At 70.9% G+C, this 23,611-nt stretch carries 20 protein-coding genes; 16 read left to right on the top strand and 4 right to left on the bottom strand.

Going from position 1 to position 23,611, the window contains the following annotated elements:
• The 4 genes from ACFWGZ_RS23670 to ACFWGZ_RS23655 all read left to right on the top strand — a co-directional run.
• Window positions 1–1,020, top strand: a 1,020-nt coding sequence (locus ACFWGZ_RS23670) for a sensor histidine kinase (RefSeq protein ID WP_382453742.1), incomplete at its 5' end; no start/stop codon positions are given.
• Window positions 1,017–1,643, top strand: coding sequence for a response regulator (locus ACFWGZ_RS23665; protein WP_382453741.1), 627 nt, complete (start codon window positions 1,017–1,019; stop codon window positions 1,641–1,643). The genes ACFWGZ_RS23670 and ACFWGZ_RS23665, both read left to right, overlap by 4 nt.
• Before the next feature lie 137 nt (window positions 1,644–1,780).
• Complete coding sequence (locus ACFWGZ_RS23660) at window positions 1,781–2,302, top strand: VanZ family protein (protein ID WP_382453740.1); 522 nt, start codon at window positions 1,781–1,783, stop codon at window positions 2,300–2,302.
• Window positions 2,299–3,447 (top strand): glycosyltransferase 87 family protein, encoded by a 1,149-nt coding sequence (locus tag ACFWGZ_RS23655; RefSeq protein ID WP_382453739.1) that lies wholly within the window; start codon window positions 2,299–2,301, stop codon window positions 3,445–3,447. The genes ACFWGZ_RS23660 and ACFWGZ_RS23655 overlap by 4 nt, the downstream gene beginning before the upstream one ends.
• Here the strand turns inward: ACFWGZ_RS23655 and ACFWGZ_RS23650 are convergent.
• Window positions 3,428–3,937 carry a hypothetical protein gene (locus ACFWGZ_RS23650; protein ID WP_382453738.1) on the bottom strand — a complete coding sequence of 170 codons (510 nt, stop codon included), beginning with the start codon at window positions 3,935–3,937 and terminating at the stop codon, window positions 3,428–3,430. The two genes, ACFWGZ_RS23655 and ACFWGZ_RS23650, sit on opposite strands and share 20 nt — an antisense overlap.
• 241 nt (window positions 3,938–4,178) lie before the next feature.
• On the bottom strand, window positions 4,179–5,072 hold the full coding sequence (locus ACFWGZ_RS23645) for a LysR family transcriptional regulator (RefSeq protein ID WP_382453737.1): 894 nt from the start codon (window positions 5,070–5,072) through the stop codon (window positions 4,179–4,181).
• Between the two features lie 130 nt (window positions 5,073–5,202).
• Between ACFWGZ_RS23645 and ACFWGZ_RS23640 the strand changes: the two genes are divergently transcribed.
• The 5 genes from ACFWGZ_RS23640 (at window position 5,203) to ACFWGZ_RS23620 (ending at window position 10,232) form a co-directional block, all read left to right on the top strand.
• Window positions 5,203–5,889 (top strand): ester cyclase, encoded by a 687-nt coding sequence (locus ACFWGZ_RS23640; protein WP_382453736.1) that lies wholly within the window; start codon window positions 5,203–5,205, stop codon window positions 5,887–5,889.
• A complete protein-coding gene (locus ACFWGZ_RS23635) occupies window positions 5,889–6,821 on the top strand; it encodes an alpha/beta hydrolase (protein ID WP_382453735.1) in 933 nt (310 codons plus the stop codon). The genes ACFWGZ_RS23640 and ACFWGZ_RS23635 overlap by 1 nt, the downstream gene beginning before the upstream one ends.
• A 193-nt stretch (window positions 6,822–7,014) precedes the next feature.
• Window positions 7,015–8,001, top strand: a complete 987-nt coding sequence (locus ACFWGZ_RS23630) for an aldo/keto reductase (RefSeq protein ID WP_382453734.1) — start codon at window positions 7,015–7,017, stop codon at window positions 7,999–8,001.
• Between the two features lie 201 nt (window positions 8,002–8,202).
• Window positions 8,203–8,853: a TetR/AcrR family transcriptional regulator gene (locus ACFWGZ_RS23625; RefSeq protein WP_382453733.1), complete on the top strand. Its 651-nt coding sequence runs from the start codon at window positions 8,203–8,205 to the stop codon at window positions 8,851–8,853.
• Window positions 8,854–9,146: 293 nt separating this feature from the next.
• Window positions 9,147–10,232 (top strand): cytochrome P450, encoded by a 1,086-nt coding sequence (locus ACFWGZ_RS23620; protein ID WP_382453732.1) that lies wholly within the window; start codon window positions 9,147–9,149, stop codon window positions 10,230–10,232.
• A 112-nt stretch (window positions 10,233–10,344) separates the two neighbouring features.
• Here the strand turns inward: ACFWGZ_RS23620 and ACFWGZ_RS23615 are convergent, their stop codons facing one another.
• The gene (locus ACFWGZ_RS23615) at window positions 10,345–11,133 is read right to left on the bottom strand and encodes a helix-turn-helix domain-containing protein (RefSeq protein ID WP_382453731.1); all 789 of its coding nucleotides are present in this window, start codon (window positions 11,131–11,133) and stop codon (window positions 10,345–10,347) included.
• Between the two features lie 92 nt (window positions 11,134–11,225).
• Here ACFWGZ_RS23615 and ACFWGZ_RS23610 point away from each other — a divergent pair, with 92 nt between their 5' ends.
• The 5 genes from ACFWGZ_RS23610 to ACFWGZ_RS23590 all read left to right on the top strand — a co-directional run bounded on the left by ACFWGZ_RS23610 (window position 11,226) and on the right by ACFWGZ_RS23590 (window position 19,004).
• Window positions 11,226–12,137 carry an NmrA/HSCARG family protein gene (locus ACFWGZ_RS23610; RefSeq protein WP_382453730.1) on the top strand — a complete coding sequence of 304 codons (912 nt, stop codon included), beginning with the start codon at window positions 11,226–11,228 and terminating at the stop codon, window positions 12,135–12,137.
• 95 nt (window positions 12,138–12,232) lie between these two features.
• Entirely contained in the window at window positions 12,233–13,177 is a 945-nt protein-coding gene (locus tag ACFWGZ_RS23605; protein WP_382453729.1) for an NADP-dependent oxidoreductase, read from the top strand.
• 25 nt (window positions 13,178–13,202) lie between these two features.
• Window positions 13,203–15,440, top strand: a complete 2,238-nt coding sequence (locus tag ACFWGZ_RS23600; RefSeq protein WP_382453728.1) for an ATP-binding protein — start codon at window positions 13,203–13,205, stop codon at window positions 15,438–15,440.
• Window positions 15,441–15,656: 216 nt separating this feature from the next.
• Window positions 15,657–17,231, top strand: a complete 1,575-nt coding sequence (locus tag ACFWGZ_RS23595) for a hypothetical protein (protein ID WP_382453727.1) — start codon at window positions 15,657–15,659, stop codon at window positions 17,229–17,231.
• 354 nt (window positions 17,232–17,585) lie between these two features.
• Window positions 17,586–19,004 carry a trypsin-like serine protease gene (locus tag ACFWGZ_RS23590; protein WP_382453726.1) on the top strand — a complete coding sequence of 473 codons (1,419 nt, stop codon included), beginning with the start codon at window positions 17,586–17,588 and terminating at the stop codon, window positions 19,002–19,004.
• A gap of 24 nt (window positions 19,005–19,028) precedes the next feature.
• Here ACFWGZ_RS23590 and ACFWGZ_RS23585 read toward each other — a convergent pair whose 3' ends face one another.
• Complete coding sequence (locus ACFWGZ_RS23585; RefSeq protein ID WP_382453725.1) at window positions 19,029–20,099, bottom strand: glycosyltransferase 87 family protein; 1,071 nt, start codon at window positions 20,097–20,099, stop codon at window positions 19,029–19,031.
• Window positions 20,100–20,281: 182 nt separating this feature from the next.
• On the opposite strand from ACFWGZ_RS23585, the gene ACFWGZ_RS23580 reads away from it, so the two are divergent.
• Together ACFWGZ_RS23580 and ACFWGZ_RS23575 are read left to right on the top strand one after the other, a co-directional pair.
• Window positions 20,282–21,040 (top strand): ABC transporter ATP-binding protein, encoded by a 759-nt coding sequence (locus ACFWGZ_RS23580; RefSeq protein WP_382453724.1) that lies wholly within the window; start codon window positions 20,282–20,284, stop codon window positions 21,038–21,040.
• Between the two features lie 5 nt (window positions 21,041–21,045).
• A complete protein-coding gene (locus ACFWGZ_RS23575) occupies window positions 21,046–23,565 on the top strand; it encodes an ABC transporter permease (RefSeq protein ID WP_382453743.1) in 2,520 nt (839 codons plus the stop codon).
• Window positions 23,566–23,611 lie beyond the last annotated feature (46 nt).

Genomic DNA, 23,611 nt, shown 5'->3' with positions numbered 1-23,611 from the left:
GTGCTCAACCGTCGAACGCAGGTGCTGCCGGTGCTGGTCACGGCGGCGGTGTGCGCGGGTGTCTTCGTCGTCACCGGCCTGGTCAGCGGGTTCAGCCGTGCGGTCTTCGCGGACGGCACCGGGGTGGGCACGCCGCCGGGCCTCGGCACCCCGCCGGCGCGGATCGCGGAAGCGGCCGTGGTGCTGGCGCTGGTCCTGCTGCTGGTCTGGAAGGTGCCGCCGCTGCCGGCCACCCTCGCCGTGGGCGCGCTGGTGCTGGTCAGCGTCCACGCCGCGGTGATCAGGGCCGACTTCGACCTCGGCCGGCTCGCGAACGCGCTGCTCGTCCTGCCGCTCTTCCTCGTCGGCGTGGGCGGCGGTGCGGTGCTGCGGTTCCGGGACCGGGTCGAGGCGGTGACCGCGGCCGCCGCGGCGGACCGGGCGCGCAGCGAGGAACGACTCGACATGGCCAGGGAACTGCACGACGTCGTCGCGCACTACGTGACCGGCATGCTGGTGCAGGCCCAGGCCGCGCTCGTCGTCGCGGAGGCCGACCAGGCCAAGGCGTGCTCGCTGCTGCCCGGCATCGTCGACGGCGGCACGGACGCGCTGGGCGCGATGCGGGCGATGGTCAGGACGTTGCGCGCCAACGGAACCACCACCGCGACCGGCGACCTGACGGCCGACCTGCACCAGGTGGCCGAGAAGTCCGGGCTGCCCGTGCGCGCGACCGTCGAGCTCGGCGGCGACGTGCGGCCGGAGCTGGCGCGGTCGGTGCTCAGGCTGGTGCAGGAGGCGCTCACCAACATCCGCAAGCACGCGCGCGACGCCACGGACGTCGAGGTCGACGTGCGCCGCACCGCCACGGCGGTCCTGCTGTCCGTGGTGGACAACGGCACGGGCAGACCGGCCCACTCCGGCGGGTTCGGGCTGGTGGGCATGCGGGAACGGGTGGACGAGCTGGGCGGGCGCTTCTTCGCGGGCCCCACCGGTGAGGGCTGGCTGGTCACCGCCGAGCTGCCGCTGGAGGTGCGGGCGTGATCACCGTGCTGATCGCCGAGGACCAGGACATGGTGCGGATGGGCTTCCGCCTGATCCTGGAGGCGCAACCGGACGTGGAGGTCGTCGCGGACGTCCCGGACGGCATCAGCGCCGTGCAGCGGGCCAAGGAGCTGACGCCGCAGGTGTGCCTGGTCGACGTGCGGATGCCGGGTCTGGACGGCCTGGAGGTCACCCGGCGGCTCGCCCCGCACACCCGCGTCGTGGTGGTGACGACGTTCGACAGCGACGACGTGCTGCAGAAGGCGCTCGACCTCGGCGCGTGCGGTTTTCTCACCAAGGACGCGAGCCCGGGCCTGCTGGTCGAGGCCGTCAGGTCGGCCGCCCGCGGCGACGTGCTGGTGTCACCGCAGGTGGTGCTGCGGGTCCTGCGCAGGGCGCCGAAACCGGTCGACCACGCCGCCGCCGGCCTGCTCAACCCGCGCGAGCTCGACGTCGTCCGCCAGGTCTCCCGAGGCCTGAGCAACAACGAGATAGCCGCCGCGCTGCAGCTCTCGGTCTCGTCGGTCAAGGCCCACCTGGCGTCGGTGCAGGCTAAGGTCAAGGCGCGCAACAGGGTGGAGATCGTGGCGTGGGCGTTCCGCGCGCACGTGGTGGCCGACTGACCTCGGCCGAACGGCCGGTCCGGAGCGCGGGGCGGGCCACCCGGCCATGATCCTCCGGCCCTGCGGCCGATCCGCCCGCACCTGCTCCGGCAGCAGCCTTGTCCACAACGGACTTCGTTGTGGACAAGGGGTTTCCTGTGGTGGAACAGCTGGGCTGGGTGCTCGACGAGGTGGTCTCGGCGCTGTCGAACCCGTTGATCGCGGCCGGTGTGGTGGCGGGGATCGTCGTGCTGGGGCCGGCAGCGTGGTTCGCCGCACGCCGGTACCGGTGGCGGCCCGGCCCCGCCGCACTGGCGGGGATCTCGCTCGGTGTCGTGCTGGGCGTGACGTTCTCGCGCACCCTGCCGGACTGGGCCGGCCGTGACGGGTTCTGCCACCTCAACACCTTCTCCCTGCACGGCTCGTCGGAACTGCTCAACGCCCTGCTGTTCGTGCCGTTGGTGCTCTTCGCGGTCCTGGCCACGCGCAAGCCGTGGGCCGTGCTGGTGTCGGCGATCGCGCTGAGCGCGGCGATCGAGGTCGTGCAGCCGCTCACCCGCCGGGGCCTGTGCGAGACCCAGGACTTCCTCAACAACAGCGCCGGAGCCGTGGTGGCCGCCGTGGCCGCGGCGGCGGTGCTGGCGGTCGCGCGGCGCCGGCGTGCGGCGGTGTCGCGGTGAACGACGTGATGACGCGCATCGACCTCCGGCGGGTGTGGGCCGCCGTCGCGTGCTGCCTGCTCGTCTGGGTCTTCGCGCGCAGCTTCGGTTCCGGCGTCCTCGACCTGCGCGTGTACCTGGCGGGCGGCGAGGTGCTGTGGTCCGGCACGGGCCTGTACGCCGCGGACTTCCCCGGCCCCCGGGGTCTGCCGTTCACCTACCCGCCGTTCGCCGCCGTGCTGTTCAGCGGCCTGAGCCCGCTGCCGCTGCCGGTCGCCGCCGTCCTCTTCACCGCGGCGGGCATCGCGTCGTTCACCGCGGCCTGCCACGTGGCGGCGTCGCGCTTCTCCCTGCCCAGAGCCGGGTTCGGTCTCGCCGCCGGCTGCCTGCTGCTCGAACCGCTGCGCGGCGGCACCGACCTCGGCCAGATCAACACGGTCCTGATCGGCCTGGTGGTGCTGGACTGCCTGCTGCCGCGCACCCCGTGGCCGCGCGGACTGCTCGTGGGCCTCGCCGCCGCGATCAAGCTGACCCCGGCGATCTTCGTGCTGTACTTCCTGTCCCGCGGGCGGTGGAGGCCCGCGCTGACCGCCATCGCCACCTTCACCGGAGCCGGTCTGCTCGGCTGGGCGGTCGCACCGGGCGAGTCGGCGCGGTTCTGGTTCCACGCGGTGCTCGACCCGCAGCGCGTCGGCGGCCTCGCCTACACCGCCAACCAGTCGTTGCGCGGCCTGCTGTTCCGCCTCGGCGCCCCCGAACCGCTGTGGATCGCGCTGTGCCTGGTCGTGCTCGCCGTGACCGCGTTCGCGCTGCCCCGCCTGCGCGACGACCTCACGGCCCTGCTGGCCGTGGCCGCCGCCGGACTGCTGGTCTCACCGGTGTCGTGGTCGCACCACTGGGTGTGGGTCGCACCGGCCCTGCTCGTCCTGCACGGCCGGGTCCGGATCGCGGTCGCGGTGGTGTTCGCGGTCGGCCCGCACTGGCTGCTGCCGTCGGCGGGGGACCGCGAACTGGCGTGGGCGTGGTGGCAGCACCTGATCGGCAACAGCTACGTGTGGCTGGCACTGGGGTTCCTGGCCTGGTGCGCGGCGGTCCCCGCTGCCGGCCGGCGCGAGCCGCACCGGCCGGCAGCCGGTCATCAGCCGGTCAGCTCACGCCGTTCATGATCTTCCCGAACTCCAGCGGCCCGTTGACGGTGCTCGGCCACGTGGTGCTCATCTCGGACTTCGGCGCGGTGGGCACGTCGAAGGACATCCTGGCCACCGGGAAGCCGATGCTGCCGGTCTTCGGCGCCTTGATGTAGACGTAAGCCGCGCCGTACTCGCCGACGTGGACCTTCTCGTGCGGCGGCGTCAGGTGGTGGTAGTTGAGGAAGGGGACGATCATCTGCTGGTTCGCGCCGTCGAAGAACCGGACGTTGGACAGCCCGCCGCTGAGCTGGCAGTCCACGCCCTCACGGCCCTTGAACTCCACCATGAACAACCTGCTGGTGGCCGGGCTCGGGGAGTGCCCCTCGGCGATCCTGACGGTGAGGTCGCCCGCCGCGCACTGCGGTGGCGAGTCCTGGCCGGCGGAAGCCGGCAGTGCCGCCGTCGCCGCCGCGGCGGCGATCAGCGCGGCCGTCACCAGGACCCGTTCCACCCGTTGCCTGCCCATGAGCATCTCCTCACATCGTTACGTGCCTTACGACCTGAGGAGACGGCACTGATATCGGTGAGGATGCTCGCGCCCGCCCGATCAGAGGCGTTCGGGCAGGCGTGGAAGATCTTTCGGGCACCGCCGGACTCGATCGAGAACCTGACGAAGCCGGACCGCCTTCACGGCGGCAGCCAGAGCGTCCACAACGGACAGACGGCTCACGCCACCGGGTCCCGGTCGAGAAGCGCTCGGCGGTGGATCATCTCGTCGCGTCGTCCTGCCCGGTGATCGGCAACGCCGCGCGGAGCCGGTCGACGGTGGTGGTGGATCCACCGGCGGGCCAGACGACGACCAAGGGCAGCAGGACGTCCTCGGCGAGGTGGAGCTCGACCGTGCGTCCGGGGAGGTGCCAGCCTTCCGGCGCGATCGCGACAGCGGCGAGTTCGGTCAGGTCGTTCAGGGCGGAGGCCATGCCCGTGGTCAGCGACATCAGGGGCTGCACCGCCGCACCGGACTCGGCGAGACGGCTGACGATCAGGTCGGTCAGGGGGGTACCGGGTGGGCTCCAGACCAGCAGCCGCTCACCATCGAGCTCGACCGCGGGCACGGGGGTCGTTCGCGCCGCGAGGCGGTGTCCTGCCGGCACGTAGAGGCGGGTCGGAGTCATCGCCAGTGCGGCGCTGTCCAGAGCCGGGGAGTCCGGTGCGATGCGGACGACGGCCAGCTCGATCTCGCGGGACTGCAACTCGGTCAAGACCTTCTCCGGTCGCAGCTCGTTGAGCGCCACGGTGAGGCCGGGGGCGCGGTCGCGCAGGGCGTCGACCACCGCGTCGCGTTCACCCGGTCCCAGAGCGGGGGAGACGCCGACCCGGACCGTGCCCGCGCGGGCGGCGGCGATCTCGTGGACCCGATCCACCGCGGCGGCGACGAGCAGCAGGACCCGCCGGGCGTCGTGGACCAGGGACTCGCCCGCTGCTGTGAGCCGCACCGCGTGGGTGGACCGCGCCACGAGCTCGGCGCCGAGCTCGTGCTCGACCTGGCGGATCACCTTGGACACCGCCTGCTGAGTCATGAACAACTTCGCCGCGGCCCTGGTGAAGTTCAGTTCGTCGGCCACCGCCACCAGAACTCGCAACTGCTTCAGCTCAGGCACCGAGACCTCGTGGTTGTGACTTCATCACTGATCGTCGTTTCCGTTCTTTCCTTGCGCCGAACAGACTTCGTGAACGACGAAAGCAGCATTCCACAACCGGGAAAGCAGAGCTCAGGTGGCCGTTTACAGCTTGACCGAAGTCAAAGTCCTCGACAGTGAGGGCGCTCAGAAATACGCCGAGATCGCTCAGTCCTCGGTTGCCGCGCACGGGGGGAAGTTCCTCGTCCTCGCCTCCGCGGCCGAGGTGGTCGAGGGTGACTGGCCGCAGGACCAACTCGCCGTCATCATCGAGTTCGCCGACGAGAAGCAGTTGCGCACTTGGTACGACTCGGCCGAGTACGCAGAGGCCCGCAGGATCGCCGCCACCGCGTTGGACCGCCGGCTGGTCGTCCTGGACGGGTTCTCCCCGGCCCCGGTCGTGGACCCGGAGATGCTGGTGCGCCGCTTCTACGCGGCGATGTCCACCGGCGTCGTGAGTGCCGCCGGTGACTACCTCGCGGACGACTGGCGGGACATCCCGCTTCCTCCAGGCACGCCGGCCGGGATCGACGGGTACCTCGGCACCGTGGCGTTCCTGCGGTCGGCCTTCCCCGACCTGGACGTCCAGATCGAGGACCTCGTCGTGTCCGGCGAGCGGGTGGCGGTGCGGGTCCTGGCAACAGGGACGCACCGGGGCGAGATCCTCGGCATCGCGCCGACCGGCCGGACCGTGGCGTTCCGCGCGTTCGACTTCCACCAGATCGCGGACGGCAAGATCGCCGGCACCTGGCACCTGGAGGACTTCTTCGCCCTGCGGCACCAACTCGGGGCCGAGTGATGGCCGACGACCACGCCGGGCACGTCCTGGACGCCATCGTCACGGCGCTGGGCAGGCTTCCCCGATCGCCGATCATGCACTATCCGTCGGAGCAGGGACTTGAGTACGAGGACGTCACGTTCCCCTCCGCGGACGGGGTCCCTCTCGAGGGGTGGTTCATCCCGGCACCCGGTTCCGACCGCCTCGTCATCGTCAACCACCCGATGTACTTCACCCGGTCCGGTCTGCCCTCGCACCTGGAGCCGTGGAAGTCCATCTGGGGGCCGAGCGGCAACGACGTCGAGGTCGACTTCACCCACGACCTGGCGATCCTGCACCGGGCCGGCTACCACGTGCTGACCTACGACCTGCGCAGTCACGGGCTGAGCGGCACCGGCAACGGCGGTATCGCCTCGTCCGGCATGTTCGAGGCCCGCGACGTGCTGGGCTCGCTGAGCTATGCCGCGAGCCGGCCGGACACCCGGCACTCGGCGGTGGGGTTGTTCAGCCGGTGCCTGGGCTTCAACGCGACGCTGTACGCGATGACGCTCGATCCCGCGGCGTTCGCGAACGTCCGCTGCCTGGCCGGGCCGCAACCGGTCACCGAGGAGGTCATCTTGGGGCGGGTGCTCGCCCTGGCAGGCGTGCACGAAGACCCCGAGGAACTCGAGCGGCGAGTCCGGCTGGCCACCGGCATCGGCTTCGCCGCCCGGGCCACCCGGACCTGGGCCGAGCAGTGCACCGTCCCGACGTACGTCTACCAGGTGCGCGATGACGTCCTCACCGTGCCCGAGGACGTGCAGGCGATCTTCGACAACATCCCGGTCGCCGACAAGCGCCTGAGCTGGATCGAAGGCTCGACGGCCCGCTGGGACGGGTATCTGGAGTTCCAGCGCCGGCCGGGACAGGTGCTCGACTGGTTCGCCCGTCACCTCTTGCCGGAGCCCGGATGATTCGTTCGTCCAACGGAGCTGGGAGTGGACCGTGCGGTCGATCCGAGTCCGCGGGCTCGTCGCCACAGCCGAAGGGGGCACCGGCAGTACCTGTACCAAGAGGGTCTCACCGCCGCCCGCGCCACGGACCTAACGTCCTGTGACGGGTTCGCTGGTCAACGCGAACGGACGATCTTCACGAGGGAGCACTCCAGTGCAGGTACGCACGCTCGGGCAGCACCTGGAAGTCTCGGCCCTGGGACTCGGGTGCATGGGCATGAGCTTCTTCTACGGCGCGGCCCCGGACCCGGCCGAGATGACGAGGCTGCTGCGGGCCGCGGTCGACCGCGGCGTGACCTTCTTCGACACCGCCGAGGTCTACGGTCCCTTCACGAACGAGGAGCTGGTCGGCCAGGCGCTGGCGCCGGTCCGCGACCGGGTGGTGATCGCCACCAAGTTCGGCATCAGGCACGGGGAGGACGGACCGACCCCGGTGTCGGGGGTCGACAGCCGGCCCGAGCAGATCCGCCGAGTGACCGAGGCTTCGCTGCGGCGGCTGCGAACGGACCACATCGACCTCCTCTACCAGCACCGCGTCGATCCGGAGGTGCCCGTCGAGGACGTGGCCGGCACGGTCGGAGAGCTCATCGCGGAAGGCAAGGTCGGGCACTTCGGCTTGTCGGAGGCGGGGGCGACGACGATCAGGCGCGCCCACGCGGTGCAACCCGTGACGGCCTTGCAGAGCGAGTACTCGCTCTGGGTGCGGGACTGCGAGGCCGAGATCGTTCCCACCCTGGAGGAGCTGGGCATCGGCCTGGTGGCCTACAGCCCGCTCGGCAAGGGGTACCTGACCGGCACGATCGACTCCCGCACGTCGCTCGCCGACGACGACCTCCGCCGCATGCTGCCGCGCTTCACCCCCGAGGCGCGCCAGGCGAACCAGGCGCTGGTCGACCTGCTCCGGCAGATCGCCGGCGACAGGGGAGCCACGCCGGCCCAGGCCGCGCTCGCCTGGGTGCTGACGCAGAAGCCGTGGGTCGTGCCGATTCCCGGCACGACCAAGCTGCACCGCCTGGACGAGAACGCGGGAGCGCTCGGCGTGGAGCTGGACCCGGACGACCTGCGGCGCATCGAGGTGGCCGCGAGCCGGGTCCAGGGCGAGCGCGTCCCCGAGCAGCTGAAGTCCCGGTTCGGCCGCTGAGCCCACCGGTGACTGTCCGAGGACTCGGTCCTCGGCGCTGACCAGCTCTTTTCAGGTGCTGTGAACACTTCGGGCGTACATCGGCAACTACAGGGTGCAGGAGAAGACCGACCCGAGGAGCCGGATGTCGTCAGACGCGGAACTGTTCGCCCGGCCAGGTCTTCCCGCGCCCGCGTGTGGTGCTGGGCCCGCCTCTCGGCAGTGCGCGAGCGCGACCCGGACGCGCAGCGCATCGGCGGCGCGATGAGCGACACGAACACCGTCGACCGCCGTTGCGCCGAAGAGAGCCGCCGTCGCATCCTGGACGCGGCCGAGGACCTCTTCACCGAACGAGGGTTCGCCCACACCTCCTTCGCGGACATCGCGCAGCGGTGCAGGATCGGTCGCGGTTCGATCCTCTGGCACTTCAGGGACAAGGACGCTCTCGCGATGGCCGTCGCGGAGCGCGTCGTCGAACGCGTCTGCGCCGCCGATGGCCAGTCGTCCGCCTCCCCGCTCGCCGACGTGGTCCGCGAGGTCGCCGTGCTGCTGCACGGCGGCGAGTCGACGCTGATGTTCGAGGTTCTCGTCAAGGCGCTGGGCGCCCAGGGCGGGGTGCGGCAGCACCACCGCGACTACTTCGCCCGGCGGAGGAAGAGCGTCGAGGACTTCCTGCGGCGGCGGCGTCCGGCACACGTCGACCCGGCGACGGCGGCCCGGCAGGAAGGTGCGGCCGCAGCGGCGCTCAACGGCGCGCTCTGGGGAATTCACCTTCAGGTCCTCCTCGATTCGGACGCCGTCGACCTCGACGCCGCTCTCCTGTCCGTCGTGACGATGTTCGACAAGAACCTCGACGACGTCTGGCGCACCTAGCGCACGCTCCGCTGGAAAGCCCGGCGTGTCGTTTCGGGTCGTCCAGCGTGTCCTTTCGAGCAACGTCGGATCCTGTCCGCACCTGGTCGGCTCATGATGCAGTGAGCCCGTGACCAGGTGCTGGTGCGCCAGGCCGGTCGAACCTCCTCCGCGACGGGAGCGACGTCCAGATGCCCTTCCCAGACGAGAGTGCTCTTGTCACGAACCGCCACGGTTACGGGAACTTCGCTGCAGAGCGGGAGCTGGCCGCTGCCGGCGACGTTCATCCGGCGCGGATACCCGGTGGGCCGCGGGTGTGGGTGGTCACGACCGGTGTGGAACAGGCGAGGGCCTTGCTCGCCGACACCACCAGGTTCAGCAAGGAGTCCGCTCTGCTGCGCGGCGCGATCAGGGCTCAGCTGGCGAAGTCCGGTGACGAGGTGAGGCTGTCGGAGATGTACGGCCCGTCGATGATGTACGCGGACGGAGCCGACCACGCGCGGTTGCGGCGGTTGGTCGCGAGGAACTTCAACGCGGCGCGGGTGGAGATGCTGCGCCCGCGCGTGCGGGAGCTGACCGCGCACCTGCTGGCGGCTGTTCCCGTCGAGGTACCGGTCGACCTGGTCGGGTCGTTCACCTTCCGGCTGCCGATCACGGTCTTGTGCGAGCTGCTGGGGCTGCCCCTGGAGGATCGGGACGAGATCCACGAGTGGACGACCGCGCTCGTGCTCGACGACCGGGACCGGACGGTTCCCAGCTCCGACGCCCTGGCGGGCTACCTCGAGCGGCAGATCGCCCGAGTCCGCGCGAAGCCGGATGCCGGCCTGCTCTCCGGGCTGGTCCACGCTTCCGTCGACGGGGACGCGCTCACCGCCGATGAGCTCATGGCGCAGTTGTTCCTGCTGGTGGTGAGCGGGCACGAGACGACTTCAGGTCTCATCGCCAACACGATGTACGCACTGCTGGTGCAGCCCGAACGCTGGCGCGGTCTGGTCGCCGATCCAACGCTCGCGCGTGCCGCCTTGGACGAGACTCTGCGCTACGACGCTCCCGTTCGGAACGCGACCCATCGCGTCACCCGCGAAGCGGTGGAGTTCGGGGGAACGACCGTACCGGCGGGGGAGATCCTCCTGGTCTCGCTCAGCGCCGCCGGACGTGATCCGGGCACGACGGACGACGCCGCCGAGTTCGATCTGCACCGCACAGTCCGCCACCACGTCGCATTCGGCCACGGGCCTCACCACTGCCCCGGCCAGCAGCTGGCCCTCGTGCAGGCCGAGACGGCCCTGACCGCCCTGGCAACGGGTTTCCCGAACACGCGGCTGCTCGACGCGTCACCACCGCGGTCGCAGTCCTCGATCCTGAGCGGGATCACCGAGCTGACACTGGTGCTGGCCTAGCCGCGGCAGCAGTCACACCGTCGCCGTCGAACGGCCTCGTGCCAGGGAATCGGCTCCGCTCAGTGCGACGCGTCCGCACGCTTGATCTTGCCGATCTCCGTCTTGGCCTTGGCTACCCCGCCACCCTCTCACCCGAGGACCGAGCCGACGAGCGATAAGCCCCTGGTGTCTGACCGACCAGCTCGGTGAAGGCGTCGATGAAGCTGCTGGGGTTCGACCAGCCCAGCCGGATCGCCGTGCCGGTGACCGAGGTGCCGTCGCCGAGCTCGATCAGCGCTCGTTGGATGCGCAGCAGGGTGCGCCACTGGTGGAAGCTCATCGACAGCTCGCTGCCGAACAGCCGGCTCAGGGTGCGCTCGCTGGTGCCGGTGCGGTGGCCCAGCTCGGCCAGGGTCGCAGGGCTCGCCGGGTCCTGGTGGAGCAGGTCGGTGACCGCCTTGAGACGTCGGTCGCCCGGCTCCGGGAGGCGCAGCGCCTCCTGTTCGGCGCGGGCGAGCTCGGCGAGCACGACTTCGACCAGCAGCCGCGCGCGAGGGCTCTCCAGCGGCCCGCCCTCGCTCATCAGGGCCAGATAGGCCTCGCGCAGCAGCGCGCTCACCACGAAGACCGACGGCTCGGCAGGCAGCTGTCCGGTCAGCGTCACGGGCAGCGACAGCACCCGCAGGTCCGTGTCGCCGTAAGCCTTGCCGCTGTGCACCGCGAAGGGCGGCACCCACATGATCCGACTGGCCGGCGCCACCCAGGTGCCCACCCGGGTCGCTGTCACCAGTGCCCCGCGCGCGGCGTAGCGGAGCTGGCCGTGGTCGTGGAAGTGCGCGGCCACGCGGGCGCCGTGGGCCAGCGGCGCGGACAACGGTGCGTCGTCGGTGCAGAAGCTCGGCTCGTCGCTGGGGTCGGACACGTGGTCGAGGCTAACCCAACGCTGGCGGGTTACCGGGAAAACCTGGCGCGATACCGGTGGAAAGCCTGGCGCTGCGGACGCATTGTGAAGACATGTCACACAAGATCAAGCTCGGCGAGACGGCGATGAGCACGCAGGCGACCGGCACGATCGCGGTCTTCGGCGCGACGGGGCGGCAGGGTGGAGCGGTGGTCGACGCGCTGCTGGACCACAAGGCCACGGTCCGGGCCCTCGTCCGCGACCCGCGATCCGACCGGGCTCAGGCGCTGGAAGCCCGCGGTGTCGAGCTGGCGGCCATCCGGACCGACGACCCGGCGTCGCTGGCCGCAGCGCTGACGGCGGTCGAGGCGTTCTGCTTCATGACACCGGAGGCGAACAACCTCGAAGAGGTCGAAACGGAGATCCGCATCGGTACCGCGCTCGCCGACGCGGCGGTCGCGGCACGCGTCCCGCGCGTCGTGTTCAACTCGGTCCTCGGCGCGGACCGGGAGCGGGGCGTGCCGCACCACGACTCGAAGCACGTGATCGAGGAGTACCTGAGGAGGACCGGCCTGAGGGCCGTGATGGTTCGCCTGGCCCCGTTCATGGAGGAGATGGCACCGAGCCTGCGGCACGGGGAGATCGTGCTGAGGCTGCCCCTGCCGGAGGACGTCGCACTGAAGATGGTCTCGGTCAGGGACGTCGGCCGAGTCGCCGCCGCGCTCCTGCTCGACATCGCCAAGGCACCCGGCGGAGTCGTCGAGCTCGTCGGCGACGAGCTGGCAGGCCCTCGGATCGCCGCGGCCTTCGGTGCGCGCGCCGGGCTCCCGGCACGGTACGAGGCCCTTCCGCTGAGCGTGCTGCCGAGCGACCTCGACAGGGCGATGTTCCGCCAGTTCGCGACGGCGGCGGAACACCCTTCGGACCTCGCGGCGGTCCGGGCGATCGAGCCGGCCACCCTCGACCTGGCCGAGTGGATCCGAGTCACCGGCTGGGTCGTGCCCGCGAACGCGGCTGGTTCCTGAGCCTCCGAGCCGGAACGGGTCGAAGCGCTGGTGAAGCCATCGGCCGTCCCGGCCACGTCGATGTCCACCTTGAGCCACGAGCACTGGAGCTGTGCATGAAGGCGATCACTTACACCGGGTTCGGCGGCCCGGAGGTCCTGCGCCTCGCCGAGGTCGACGAACCGCACGCCGGACCGGGTCAGGTGCGGCTGAAGGTCGTGGCGGCCGGGGTCAACCCGCTCGACCACAAGATCCGCAGCGGGTGGAGGCCGCAGCTGGCACCGCCGTTCCCGGTGGTGCCGGGCCTGGAGGCGGCCGGTGTCGTCGACGAGGTCGGCGAGGGCGTGACCGGTGTCGCGGTCGGCGACGAGGTCCTGGGCTGGACCGTCACCGGGGCGTACGCCGAACACGCGCTGGCCGTCGACTTCGGTCCCAAGCCCGCAGATCTCGGCTGGGACGTCGCCGCGGCACTTCCCGTCGCTGTCGAGACCTCGGTCCGCGTGCTCGACGCGCTCGGGGTCAGAGAGGGCGACACGCTGTTGCTGCACGGCGCCGCCGGGGTGGCCGGTGCCGTCGGCGTGCAGCTCGCGGTCGCCCGCGGCGCCACGGTCATCGGCACCGCCTCTCCCGGCAACCACGACTACCTGCGCTCGCTGGGCGCGATCCCCGTCGCCTACGGCAACGGCCTTGCCAACCGGGTCCGCGCGGTCGCGCCGCAGGGTGTCGACGCCGTGTACGACGCCGCCGGCGCGGGCGACCTGGAGACGTCGATCGAGCTGCGCGGCGGCACCGGCCGGATCGTCACCATCGCCGACCCGAGGGCGGCCGAACTGGGCGTCACGTTCTCCGGCCCCGGCGCACAGTTCGGTCCCCGTCTCGGCGAGTACGCCCTCCTCGCCGCCGAAGGCAGGCTGACGGTGCGCGTCGCGCGGACGTTCCCGTTGGAAGATGCCGCCCAGGCGCAGGAGGTGAGCGCGGGCGGTCACGCCGCCGGCAAGCTCGTCCTGCGGCCGTGGCCCAGCGCCCGGCCGGCGGAGGAGGCCGCGGGTGAGCAGCGGTGACTTCGTGCACGACTAGGGTTGTCCTGTGCGAGACAAGAACGGCCGTTCGCCCTTCGGGGAGTTGCTGCTGAGGTACAGGCGCGACGCCGGGCTGAGCCAGGACCGGCTCGCCCAGCTCTCCGGCATCAGCGTCCGGGCGTTGCGGGAACTCGAACAGGGCAGGGCACGCGCGGCGCAGCGCCGTTCGGCGGAGGTGCTGGCGGACGCGCTCGCGCTGGACGAAAGCGATCGCACCGAGTTCCTCCTCGTGGCGGAACGAGGTCGCAGACGCCGCCCGGCTGTCGCGGGCGGCGGGCTGGCCGCGCTGCCGCCGTTGCCCACCGACCGGGTCGGTCGCGCGGACGAGCTCGCGAAGCTGAGGTTGCTGCTGCAGGCGAACCAGAGCGTGGCGATCGTGGGGCAGCCCGGCCTGGGGAAGACAGTGCTCGCTTCCTCCGCGGCGCACGATCTGCGTGACGAGTTTCCCGACGGCTGTCTGAGCATCGACCTGCGTGGCGTGGACGAAGAGCCGTTGCCGGTGCGCGCCGTCTTCGAGCGTCTCCTCTCGGCGCTGGGCGTGTCGTCTCAGGACATCCCCGCGAGCGAGGCCGAGCAGGCCAGCCGGTACCGCGCACTGCTCGCGAAGCGGCGAGTGCTGGTGCTGCTGGACAACGCGGCCTCGGAAGCTCAGGTCCGTCCTCTGCTCGCGACCGCTCCCGGCTGCCGGACCCTGGTGACCTGCCGGCGCACCCTGGTCGGGCTGGAGGGGGTGCGCTGGATGCACCTCGCGCCGTTCGGTGCCGCGGACTCGGAAGCGCTCCTGCGTGCGATTGTCGGTGAGGACCGGGTCCGGGCCGAGCCCCGCGAGGTGCGCGAGCTGATCGCCCTGTGCGGGAACCTGCCGCTGGCGCTGCGAATCGCGGGCAACAGGCTGGCGAGCAGGCCGCACTGGTCGCTGGGCCACCTGGTCGAGCAACTGCACGACGAGAGCACCCGCCTCAGCTCGTTGTCGGCGGGGGATCTGCAGGTGCGCTCCGCGTTCGAGGTCTCCTACCGCATGTTGTCGGGCGACGGCCGCATGCTGTTCCGGCGCCTCGCGGCCGTGCCGAGCATGGACTTCGGTGTCGAGGTCGTGCAGGTCGCGGCGGAACTGACCGAAGAGCAGACACTCGCGCTGCTCGACGAGCTGGTGGACGCGAGCATGGTGCTCGCCGGGTCGCACGCCCGCCGGTTCCGCTTCCACGACCTGCTCGGCCTTTTCGCGCGGGAGAGGTGGGAGGCGGAGGACGAGCACGAGGAGCGGGCCCGCACGACCGAGGTCGTGCTCGAACACCTCGTGGGCATGGCGTGCGCGGCGGGATCGGTGTTCTCGCCGGGGCAGTTGACGAGCGACGTCTTCGACTCGCTGGACGAGGCACGGGAGTGGCTCGACCAGGAGCACGCCAACTGGCTCGCCGCCACCAGGAAGATCGCCCGGGCCGGCTGGCACCACGAGGCCCTGGAACTCGCCCGGTCGATGCACTGGTACTCCGACGACCGCTTGGAACTCCCCGAATGGTCGGAGATCTTCGGAATCGGCGTGGATGCCGCGCGAGCACTGGGCGATGTGAGCGCCGAGGCGCAACAACGCAACTTCCACGGATGGGCGCTGGGCGTCGCAGGTCACCGGGACGCCGCTCTGGAGCAGCACCAGCACGCCTGGCACTGCGCGGTGGAGGCCGGCGACCAGCTGGAACAGATGTGGGCCCTGGCGTACGCCGCCAAGTACGAGTACTTCCGCGGTGACCGTGCCGAGGCGTTGCAGCACGCGAGACAGGCGGTGGCGCTGTCCCCGCAGTTCGAGTTCTGGGCCGTGCGGCTGCCCGTGCACTTCCGCTACGGGACGTTGCTCCTGGCCGACCAGCAGCCGATGGAGGCGTTCGCCGTGCTGAACGCGTTGCTCGCCGAGGCGTCGAGTCGCAAACGAGCCGGCGAGTCGACCTTGGCCCGCGAACGGTTGATGGCCCTTCTGCTGGAAGGCACGGCGGACTGCCTGCACGCGGCGCAGCAGTGCGAGAAGGCGGTGCCGATGTTCGCCGAGGCCCGCCGCATCCACGAGGAGGTGAGCGGCGCCTTCACCACGTCCAGGGCGATGATGCGAGAAGGGCGCTGTCGCGCGGACGTGGGCGATTCCCGAGCGGCGGAGCGCCTGCTCCGCCAGGCGCTGGCCACGTTCGACGAGCTGTCGCTGCCGGAGATGTGTGCTGATGCCGAGGAGCAGCTGGCGCGGATCGATCCCGCCTGAGCGCCTCGCCTGCACAAGACGTCTTCTCCGGTGTCCCCGTGTGCGTCAGAGACGTGTGCTCTGGTGACGAGTCTTCCCGTTACACGTCGCGAGCAACTTTGATCGATGGAGCAAACATCGTGGGGTGACCGGTCCTGCCCGGTCTGCGGCCCTTCTCCCGCCGGCAGCCCCCGAATAGCGTTGCCGCAGTTCTTTTCCGGCATCGTTGGGGAGCCCATGACAGCGTTCGACGACCCTCTGGCAGGCGAGTTCCCGGCGCGGTCGTGGAAGATGAGCTTGCTCGAAGCGCCATCGGGGGACGGCGTCGTCCCGGGCGCGGGGGTGGAGCGCATCCTCACCTGTGTCGATGTCAACGCTGTCATCACCCCGCTCGGCGAGGGGCACGAACTGACGACGGTGCTCGACTCGCAGCTGGGCGTGATCACCGCCGGGACGTTCGGACATGTCGCCGGGTACGTGGGCCGGGGTGAACAGCGCTTGAGCTTGGACGCGCTGTCCGACAAGCCCACGACCTTCTCCTTCGCGCACAACGAAGTGCAGGTCGGAAGCGCTTGCGTCCGGTTCGTCGACGGCACCGCGGAGGTGCGCACCACCCTGCTCAGGGCCGAACGAGCACGGGATGGTGTGGACGTCCGGCTCGCTGGGGGCTCGGCAAGAGCCCTGCACGACATCACTTCGAGTGCCGTCCGCGCAGTCGTGGCGGGGAACGGGCAGGTTGACGCGCGTGTTGGCGCCGACACCACCGAAGTGGCCGTGGCCGACGACGTCCTGGTCCGCGTGTCACGTGACGACGTGACGGAGGTGCGCACGGCGAACGGCGGTGCGGTGTTCCGGCTCGACCCCGTCACGAACCACGTCGCCTTCACGTGTGCCGATGGCACCGCCGGCGTGGCGGCGGGCTCCAGCCTCACGATCACCTGTGCGCGCAGCGGGTGGCGCGTTTTCGCGACGGAGTGGCTCGTCTCCGTCGAGTGCGAGCAGCGAGGTGAGGGACTGGTCTGGGATCGCGTCACGCAGCAGGTCATCGCCACCGCGGAGCTGCACCCCGGCTGCGCCGCGACGACGTGGTCCGGCCGCGAGTTGCGGGTCGACCTGGGCGGTGGGTTCACGGTGGCGGCGGACGCCCGCGTGCGGATCCGCTGGAGCGGCAGGGACTTCGTGATCTGCGGGGGCAGAGTCGTGGTCGCCGACGTCGAGGAGGACTGGTACCTCAGCCCGGACGGCGGGCTGACCACCGCGCAGTGCGTGGTGTCCGCACAGCAGACGGTGGAAGGCCGCCCGGAGGTGTTGGTGCGGGGAGCGGAACACGAGTGGAGTGCTTCGGTGTGGGCAGGCGGCGCGATGATCGATCATGGAGGTGATCTCCGGACGATGCTCGACGAGGACGGTGTCGTGTCGGCCCCGGTGGCACGGGCCGACAGTTCCGTGGTGTCCCAACGGGGTGCATCGACCGTCGTCACCGCGGGTTCGGTTCAGCTGGACGTCGTGGCCGCCGACGAGGTGAGGCTGAGGTCGGGCACCGCCGAACTGCGAGTGCACCGCCGGAGCACGGATGGCGTGATGGTGTCCGCGATCAGCCACGACCTGTTCGACGTGGTGGTGACGGACAGTGCACTGCACGGGTTCACCTGGTGCGCCACCCATCGGCCCACTGCTGTCAGCCACGAGGTCCGGGGCGCGCGCGAACTGGTGGTGCGCAACTCCCCGAGTGGTGCCGGCATCACCGCCACCGCGGGCGAGGTGAGGATCCTGCCCGCGGGTGGCGATCTGCACCGGGTGTCCACCGCCTGACCACAACGCACCGGCCGGCGGTTCTCCGCAGATTCGCGGAGAACGGGCCCGCTCGCGCACGCCCACCAGACCGCAGCCGCGGCGCTTCAGCTCGCCCGGACGGCCTTCGCGACGACCGCCCGCACCATCAGCCGGCTGAGCTCCGGCGGACCTCGGCGGGCAGGTCGAACCCGTCCGCACCGCCGCGAAGGCGGTCGACGTGCGCTGGCAACGGTTCACAAGTCGCGTCAATGGGGCAGTGATCCGTGAGCGCAGGGGAAGGTTTCCCGGGCGCGGCACGACACCGGGGAAGCCCACCCTCTCGACATTGCTTGAATGGGCGGCACACAACCCCGGAAGGAGAACGTTTTGCGCTTGACGAACAAGGTGGGCGGACTGGTGGCGAGTCTGCTGGTCCTGGCGGCCGCGACGGCGGGACCGGCCTCGGCCGAGCCGTCGTCCGCCCGGACGGACCCGGGCTCGGTCAGGGAATCGGTCGCGTACCTGGTGCGGACGTACGGCGTCGACCAGCAGGAAGCGCTGCGGCGGCTGGAACTCCAGCGCGACGCCGGTGAGCTCGACCGGTGGCTGCGGCGGGTGGCCCCCGACCTGTACGGCGGCATGTGGATCGACCAGAAGGCCGGTGGCACCCTGGTCGTGACGTTCACGGACCCCTCGGCCGCCCGGCAGCACATCGCCGGCCGGCCCGGTGCGGCCGCGGCCCAGGTCCGCACGGTGAAGTACTCCCTGGCCGCGTTGAGCTCCGCCTCCGAGAGGATCGGCGAGCAGGTCGGTGCCGGACCCGAGTCGGTGTACCTGCCGGCCGTGAGCACGACCGAGAACCGTGTCGTGGTCTGGGAACGCGCGTGGTTGAAGAAGAACAAGACCACGGCCTCGACCGAGGCGGCGCCGGAATCCCGCGTTTTCGACGCGGACTCCGCGAAGGTCACGACCCGCGTCCTGCAGAAGCCGACGCCATACGCGGCGGACCCGGTCGACAAGGGCTACTGCCACCCGTTGTTCTGCACGGACCACGGTCCGATGCGGGGTGGCCTGCGCCTGGACATGACGCGGGACAACGGCACCGTGGGCGGCTGCACCAGCGGGTTCAACCTGCGCACGACCGGCGGCGCGTTCCCGAACGTGCCGTGGGTCCTGACCGCGGGCCACTGCATGGCCACGAAGACGAACAACGTGCCCACGCAGCACAACACCCAGCCCGTGCTGAACCAGCACGGCATCGAGAAGAACGCGTACCCGTACGACTACGCGGCCGTGCAGTACGTCGACGCTCCGACCGCCGGCAAGTGGCTGGAGAGCCAGTCCGCGCGCAACCTCGTTCTCCGGCAGTGCGGGGAGAGCGCGTGCGATCCTGCCTCTCCCTCGGCGAACCAGGAGATCACGAAGGTCACGCCGCTGACGGAGGTCATCCCCGGCTCGGTCGTGTGCGCGTCGGGCTCCGGCTCGAACGCCGTGACCTACCCGGAGGCGGTCGACAGCGGTGCGGGTGAGGGCTACCTCGTCGGCACCAAGTGCGGCCAGGTCCTCTCCACGGACGTCGGCATCAACACCGACGTGTGCGCCAGGGCGGGCGACAGCGGTGGCCCGCTGTTCAGCCAGGTCGACAAGGCCGCGCTCGGCATCCTGGAGGGCAGCCAGCAGTCGCGCAGCGGCCCCTGCCAGCCGGGTGAGCTGAACAACTACGCCCCGCTCTCGACGGTCCTCGAGGACCTCAGCGCGCGGCAGGCGAGTGGCGGTTCGGTGTTCACCGTGATCACCACGCCGCAGGGCTGACCCGGCCGGCGAGGCCGAAGGGCGCTATCGCGGTGCCACGTCGACGAGTCCCGTCGGCGTGGCACCGCGGTGGCGGTCCCGCCCGGATGACCGGAAGACCAGCAGTCCCAGTGCGACCGCGGCCAGTCCCACGTAGGTGTCGTACTCGTGCAGCCTTGTCGTGAACACCAGCGCCACGACGGCGAACGCGCGCCAGGAGTTGCCGCGCAGGGCCAGGAACACCAGCACCGGCACGCACCACACCCAATGGTGCAGCCACGACACCGGTGACGCCAGCAGCCCGGCGGCCGCGATGGCGAACAGCGCGACGAGGTCGTCCTCCGCGTTCCTCGCAACGAAGGCCGCCGCAGCCACCACCACGGCAGCGAGCGCCATCCACACCAGCGACTCGGCACCGGGCGCGAGGCCGAAACCGCGCAGCACACCGCGGATCGACTGGTTCGTCGACAACGACATGTCGCCGATGCGGTCGGGGTTCGTCAACGAGTGCAGCCAGTACTGCAGCGAGTCCTTCGGCGCGGCGACGAACCCCGCCATCGTCAGGCCCGCGAACGTGAGCGCTGACGTCGCCGCAGCCCGCCAGTCGCGCCTGACGAGGAAGTAGAGCACGAAGATCGCGGGCGTCAGCTTGACCGCCGCCGCGACACCGATCAGGACGCCGCGCAGGCGCCGGTCCTGCACCAGCAGGACGTCGCTCACGACCAGCGCGAGCAGGACCAGGTTGACCTGGCCGTAGCCGTAGGTCGTCCACACCGGGTCCAGGGCCAGTGCGCCGATCGCCGCCGGCGGTCCGACCGTCCACTTGAGATCGGAGCGGACCTTTGCCGTCACCGCGACGCACACCGCGGTCAGCGCGACGAAGTCGAGCGTGACCACCAGCGAGTTCAGCACTGCCGCCGGAACCAGGTTCAGGCCGCTGAACAACACCGCCGCGATCGGGGGATAGGTGAACGGGAGTGCGGGATCGAGCGGGGGACCGGTGAACCCGGTGTACAGCGACCTGTTCTCGAGCCAGGCCGAACCGCCCAGCCGGTAGACGTCGAGATCGATCGGGTAATGATCTGCCCACGTGAGCAGCTGCCACACCAGAGCCACGAGCCAAGTCGCGGTGCTGAAAAGTCGAACGGATGGCGCCATGATTGCAGGGGCGTCCGGCGGCGATCCGGGTTGTCGTACTTAAGGCCGATTTACCGCGGGTCATTCAGCTGATGTGCGACCGCGTCGTTCGTCCGTACCTTCCTCGGCGAGCTGAAACCCTTGTGAGGAAGGCAGAAGACATGTACGGAACGGTGTCCGACACGAGCGCTGTCGGCACTACCGCCGCGGCCGCCCACAACCTGGTGAAGGTCTACGGCAGGGGTGACACCGCGGTGCGGGCGCTCGACGGCATCGACGTCGCCTTCCAGGCGGGGCGTTTCACGGCGATCATGGGTCCGTCGGGTTCGGGCAAGTCGACGCTGATGCACTGCCTGGCGGGCTTGGACACGGTGGACGGTGGGTCCATCCACATCGGACAGACCGAGATCACGAAGCTCGGCGACAAGGACCTGACGAAGCTGCGTCGTGACCGTGTCGGGTTCGTGTTCCAGGCGTTCAACCTGCTGCCGACGCTGACCGCGGAGCAGAACATCCTGCTGGGCCTGGAGCTCGCGGGTCGCAAGCCCGATCAGCAGTGGTTCGACACGATCGTCAACGTCCTCGGGCTGCGTGACCGCCTGACGCACCGCCCGACGGAGCTCTCCGGTGGTCAGCAGCAGCGTGTGGCGTGTGCTCGCGCGCTGGTCGCCCGGCCTGAGGTGATCTTCGCGGACGAGCCGACCGGCAACCTCGACTCGCGCAGTGGTGCGGAGGTGCTGGACTTCCTGCGCATGTCGGTGCGCAAGCTGGGGCAGACGGTGATCATGGTGACGCACGACCCGGTGGCCGCGAGCTACGCGGACCGCGTGGTGCTGCTCGCCGACGGCCGGCTGGCGGGCGAGATCCACCAGCCGACCACCGAGTCCGTCGTGAACGCCCTCACGCACCTGGGGGCGTGAGCCAGATGTTGAAGACGATCCTTGCGGGCCTGCGTGCCCGCACGGCACGACTGGTGCTGTCCAGCATCGCCATCGCGCTCGGCGTGGCGTTCGTGACCGGCACGCTCGTGCTCGGTGACGCGGTCGAGGCCCAGACCAGGGACAACTTCGCCCGCAGCGCCCGCAACGTCGACGCCTCCGTGACGATGGGGGAGAACAGCCCGAACCAGGAGGGCGGTGTCCCCGCCGAGTTCCTGGCGAAGGTCCGCGGTGTCGCGGGAGTCGAGGGCGCCGACGCGCGGATGCGCGGCAGGACCGCGATGCTCGACGCGGCCGGCAAGGCGCACTCCACGCTGGTGCAGCCGTTGGCGACGACGGAGAAACTGCGCGACTTCAACCTCCGGGACGGCCGCTTTCCTTCCACGGCAGGGGAAGCGGCGCTCGACGTGAAGACCGCGGAGGCCTCGAAGCTGAAGGTCGGCGACGAGCTGAAGCTGCTCGACGAACGCGACGCCGTGCACGCGTACACGATCGTCGGCACCTACCGGCAGGGCGCCAGCGGCGTCGCGCTGTCCGGCAGCGACCACCTGCTGCTGACGCAGGAGGGGCTGCGCCAGGTGCTCCCGGACCAGCGCATCTACGAGATCGTCGCGGCCGCCCGGCCCGGTGTGCCGCAGCAGCAGCTCGCCGACGACATCACCCGGGCCATCGGCCCGGGGTACGTGGTGCAGACGGGGGAGCAGCTGACGCGGGAGACGTTGTCCCGCTACGGCGGCTCCGGCCGCGAGTTCGAGACCTTCCTGCTCGCGTTCGCCGCGATCTCGCTCGTCGTCGCGGGCATGGTCATCCACAACACCTTCACGATCCTCGTCGCCCAGCGCACGAAGGAACTCGCGCTGCTGCGCTGCGTCGGCGCGGACCGCGGGCAGGTGTTCCGCAGCGTGCTCGCCGAAGCCGTCCTCATGGGCCTCGCGGCGTCGGTGCTGGGCATCCTCGGCGGGCTCGGCGTCTCCGCGGGCCTGCAGCTCGGGCTGGGCGCGGTCCGCGGGCCCGGTGGCGACGCGGAGGTCCGCCTGCCGCTCACCTGGACGACGGTCGCCGCCGGTCTCGGCGTCGGTGTGCTCGTGACCGTCCTGTCCGCCGTGCTCCCGGCCCGCCGGGCGACGAGGGTCGCTCCGGTGGCCGCCCTGCGGTCGCAGCCGGACAGCTCCGGCGACGTGGCCAGGACCGGCGGGCTGCGTCTCGCCGCCGCAGTCCTTTCCGCCCTGGCCGGGGCGGCGGGTGTCGTCCTCGCCCTGCGCGGGGGAGGGGGGACCACCGCGATCCTCGCGGCCGGTGGCGGCTCGATGGCGCTGCTGCTCGCGGTCCTGCTCCTCGGCCCGCTGTACGTGCCGCCGGTGAACCGCCTGTTCGGCAGGCCGTTGCGCGGTGTCCCGGCGAGGCTCGCCTCCGCCAACGCGGGCCGCAACCCCAAGCGCACCGCCGCCACCACCGCCGCGCTGATGATCGGCGTCACCGTCGTCACGATGGTGACGGTCGTGGCCTCCAGCGGTCGCCGGGCGGTGGACGAGCAGGTCGAGGCCCGCTTTCCCACCGATTACGCGATCAGCACGAACAACTACGAGAAACCGCTGACGCGGGAGCTCGCCGACGGGCTCGCGAAGGTGGAGAACGTGACCAGGGTCGTGCCCGAGGTCTACGCGAAGGCCAAGTCGCGGCACGTGCCCTTCCCCTACGTGCTGGGCTACCCGGCCGACGCGATCGGGTCGCTGATCCCGGTCGACACCGCCGACGGCAGGCCGTTGCCCGCGTTGCGGGACGGCGAGATCGCGATGAACGAGAAGGCCGCCCGCGAGGCCGGTCTCGTCGTGGGGTCCGTGCTCGACCTCGGCGGCAGGGACTTCCGGGTCGTCGCGCTGATCAAGGGCGAGGACCACGGCACCGGCCTGGTCACGGCGGCCTCGGCCACCTCGTTGCTCGAGAACCCGCCGGACGGCTACGAGAAGCTGCTCGTGAAGCTCGCGCCCGGCGCCGACATCACGGCCGCACGGGCAGCTCTCGAGAGCGCCACGGCGTCGGCGCCGTTCGCGGTGCTGAACTCCGCGGCCGAGGCGAAAGCGGAGCTCAACGCGACGATCGACGAGACCCTGCTGCTCATCTGGGCGCTGGTGGGCCTGGCGCTGGTCATCGCCCTGTTCGGCATCGCCAACACGCTCACGCTGTCGGTGCTGGAACGCACCCGCGAGTCGTCCCTGCTGCGCGCCCTCGGCCTCACCCGCGGGCAGCTGCGGGCAATGCTGGTCGTCGAGTCGATCCTGATGACGCTGATCGGCGCGGTGACCGGGGTGCTGCTCGGCACCGGGTTCGGGTGGCTGCTGGTCACCGCGGCCCGGTCGGACACCCTGCGGATCAGCCTGTCGGTCCCGGCCGGGCAGCTCGCCGTCCTGCTCGGGCTGGCCATCGCCGCGGCCGTGGTCGCCGCCGCACTGCCCGCCCGCCGGGCGGCGCGGAACTCCGTGGTGGCGGGGATGGCCGAGGCGTATTAAATAGTCTGGGTGGCCCCGCCGGAGCTGTTAGGTATATGTTGTATGC

It is taken from the genome of Lentzea sp. NPDC060358 (assembly GCF_042725365.1).
In the GTDB taxonomy this organism is placed as follows: Bacteria; Actinomycetota; Actinomycetes; order Mycobacteriales; family Pseudonocardiaceae; genus Lentzea.
Note: the sequence above shows the minus strand (reverse complement) of the source record. Positions and strands in the feature narration are given on the sequence as shown.

Excerpts from the sequence above, each read along its gene's own strand:
- ACFWGZ_RS23595 (WP_382453727.1), top strand. The coding sequence starts at position 15,657 with ATGACAGCGTTCGACGACCCTCTGGCAGGCGAGTTCCCGGCGCGGTCG.
- ACFWGZ_RS23605 (WP_382453729.1), top strand. The coding sequence starts at position 12,233 with ATGAAGGCGATCACTTACACCGGGTTCGGCGGCCCGGAGGTCCTGCGC.
- ACFWGZ_RS23610 (WP_382453730.1), top strand. The coding sequence starts at position 11,226 with ATGTCACACAAGATCAAGCTCGGCGAGACGGCGATGAGCACGCAGGCG.
- ACFWGZ_RS23650 (WP_382453738.1), bottom strand. The coding sequence starts at position 3,937 with ATGGGCAGGCAACGGGTGGAACGGGTCCTGGTGACGGCCGCGCTGATC.
- ACFWGZ_RS23580 (WP_382453724.1), top strand. The coding sequence starts at position 20,282 with ATGTACGGAACGGTGTCCGACACGAGCGCTGTCGGCACTACCGCCGCG.
- ACFWGZ_RS23635 (WP_382453735.1), top strand. The coding sequence starts at position 5,889 with ATGGCCGACGACCACGCCGGGCACGTCCTGGACGCCATCGTCACGGCG.
- ACFWGZ_RS23575 (WP_382453743.1), top strand. The coding sequence starts at position 21,046 with ATGTTGAAGACGATCCTTGCGGGCCTGCGTGCCCGCACGGCACGACTG.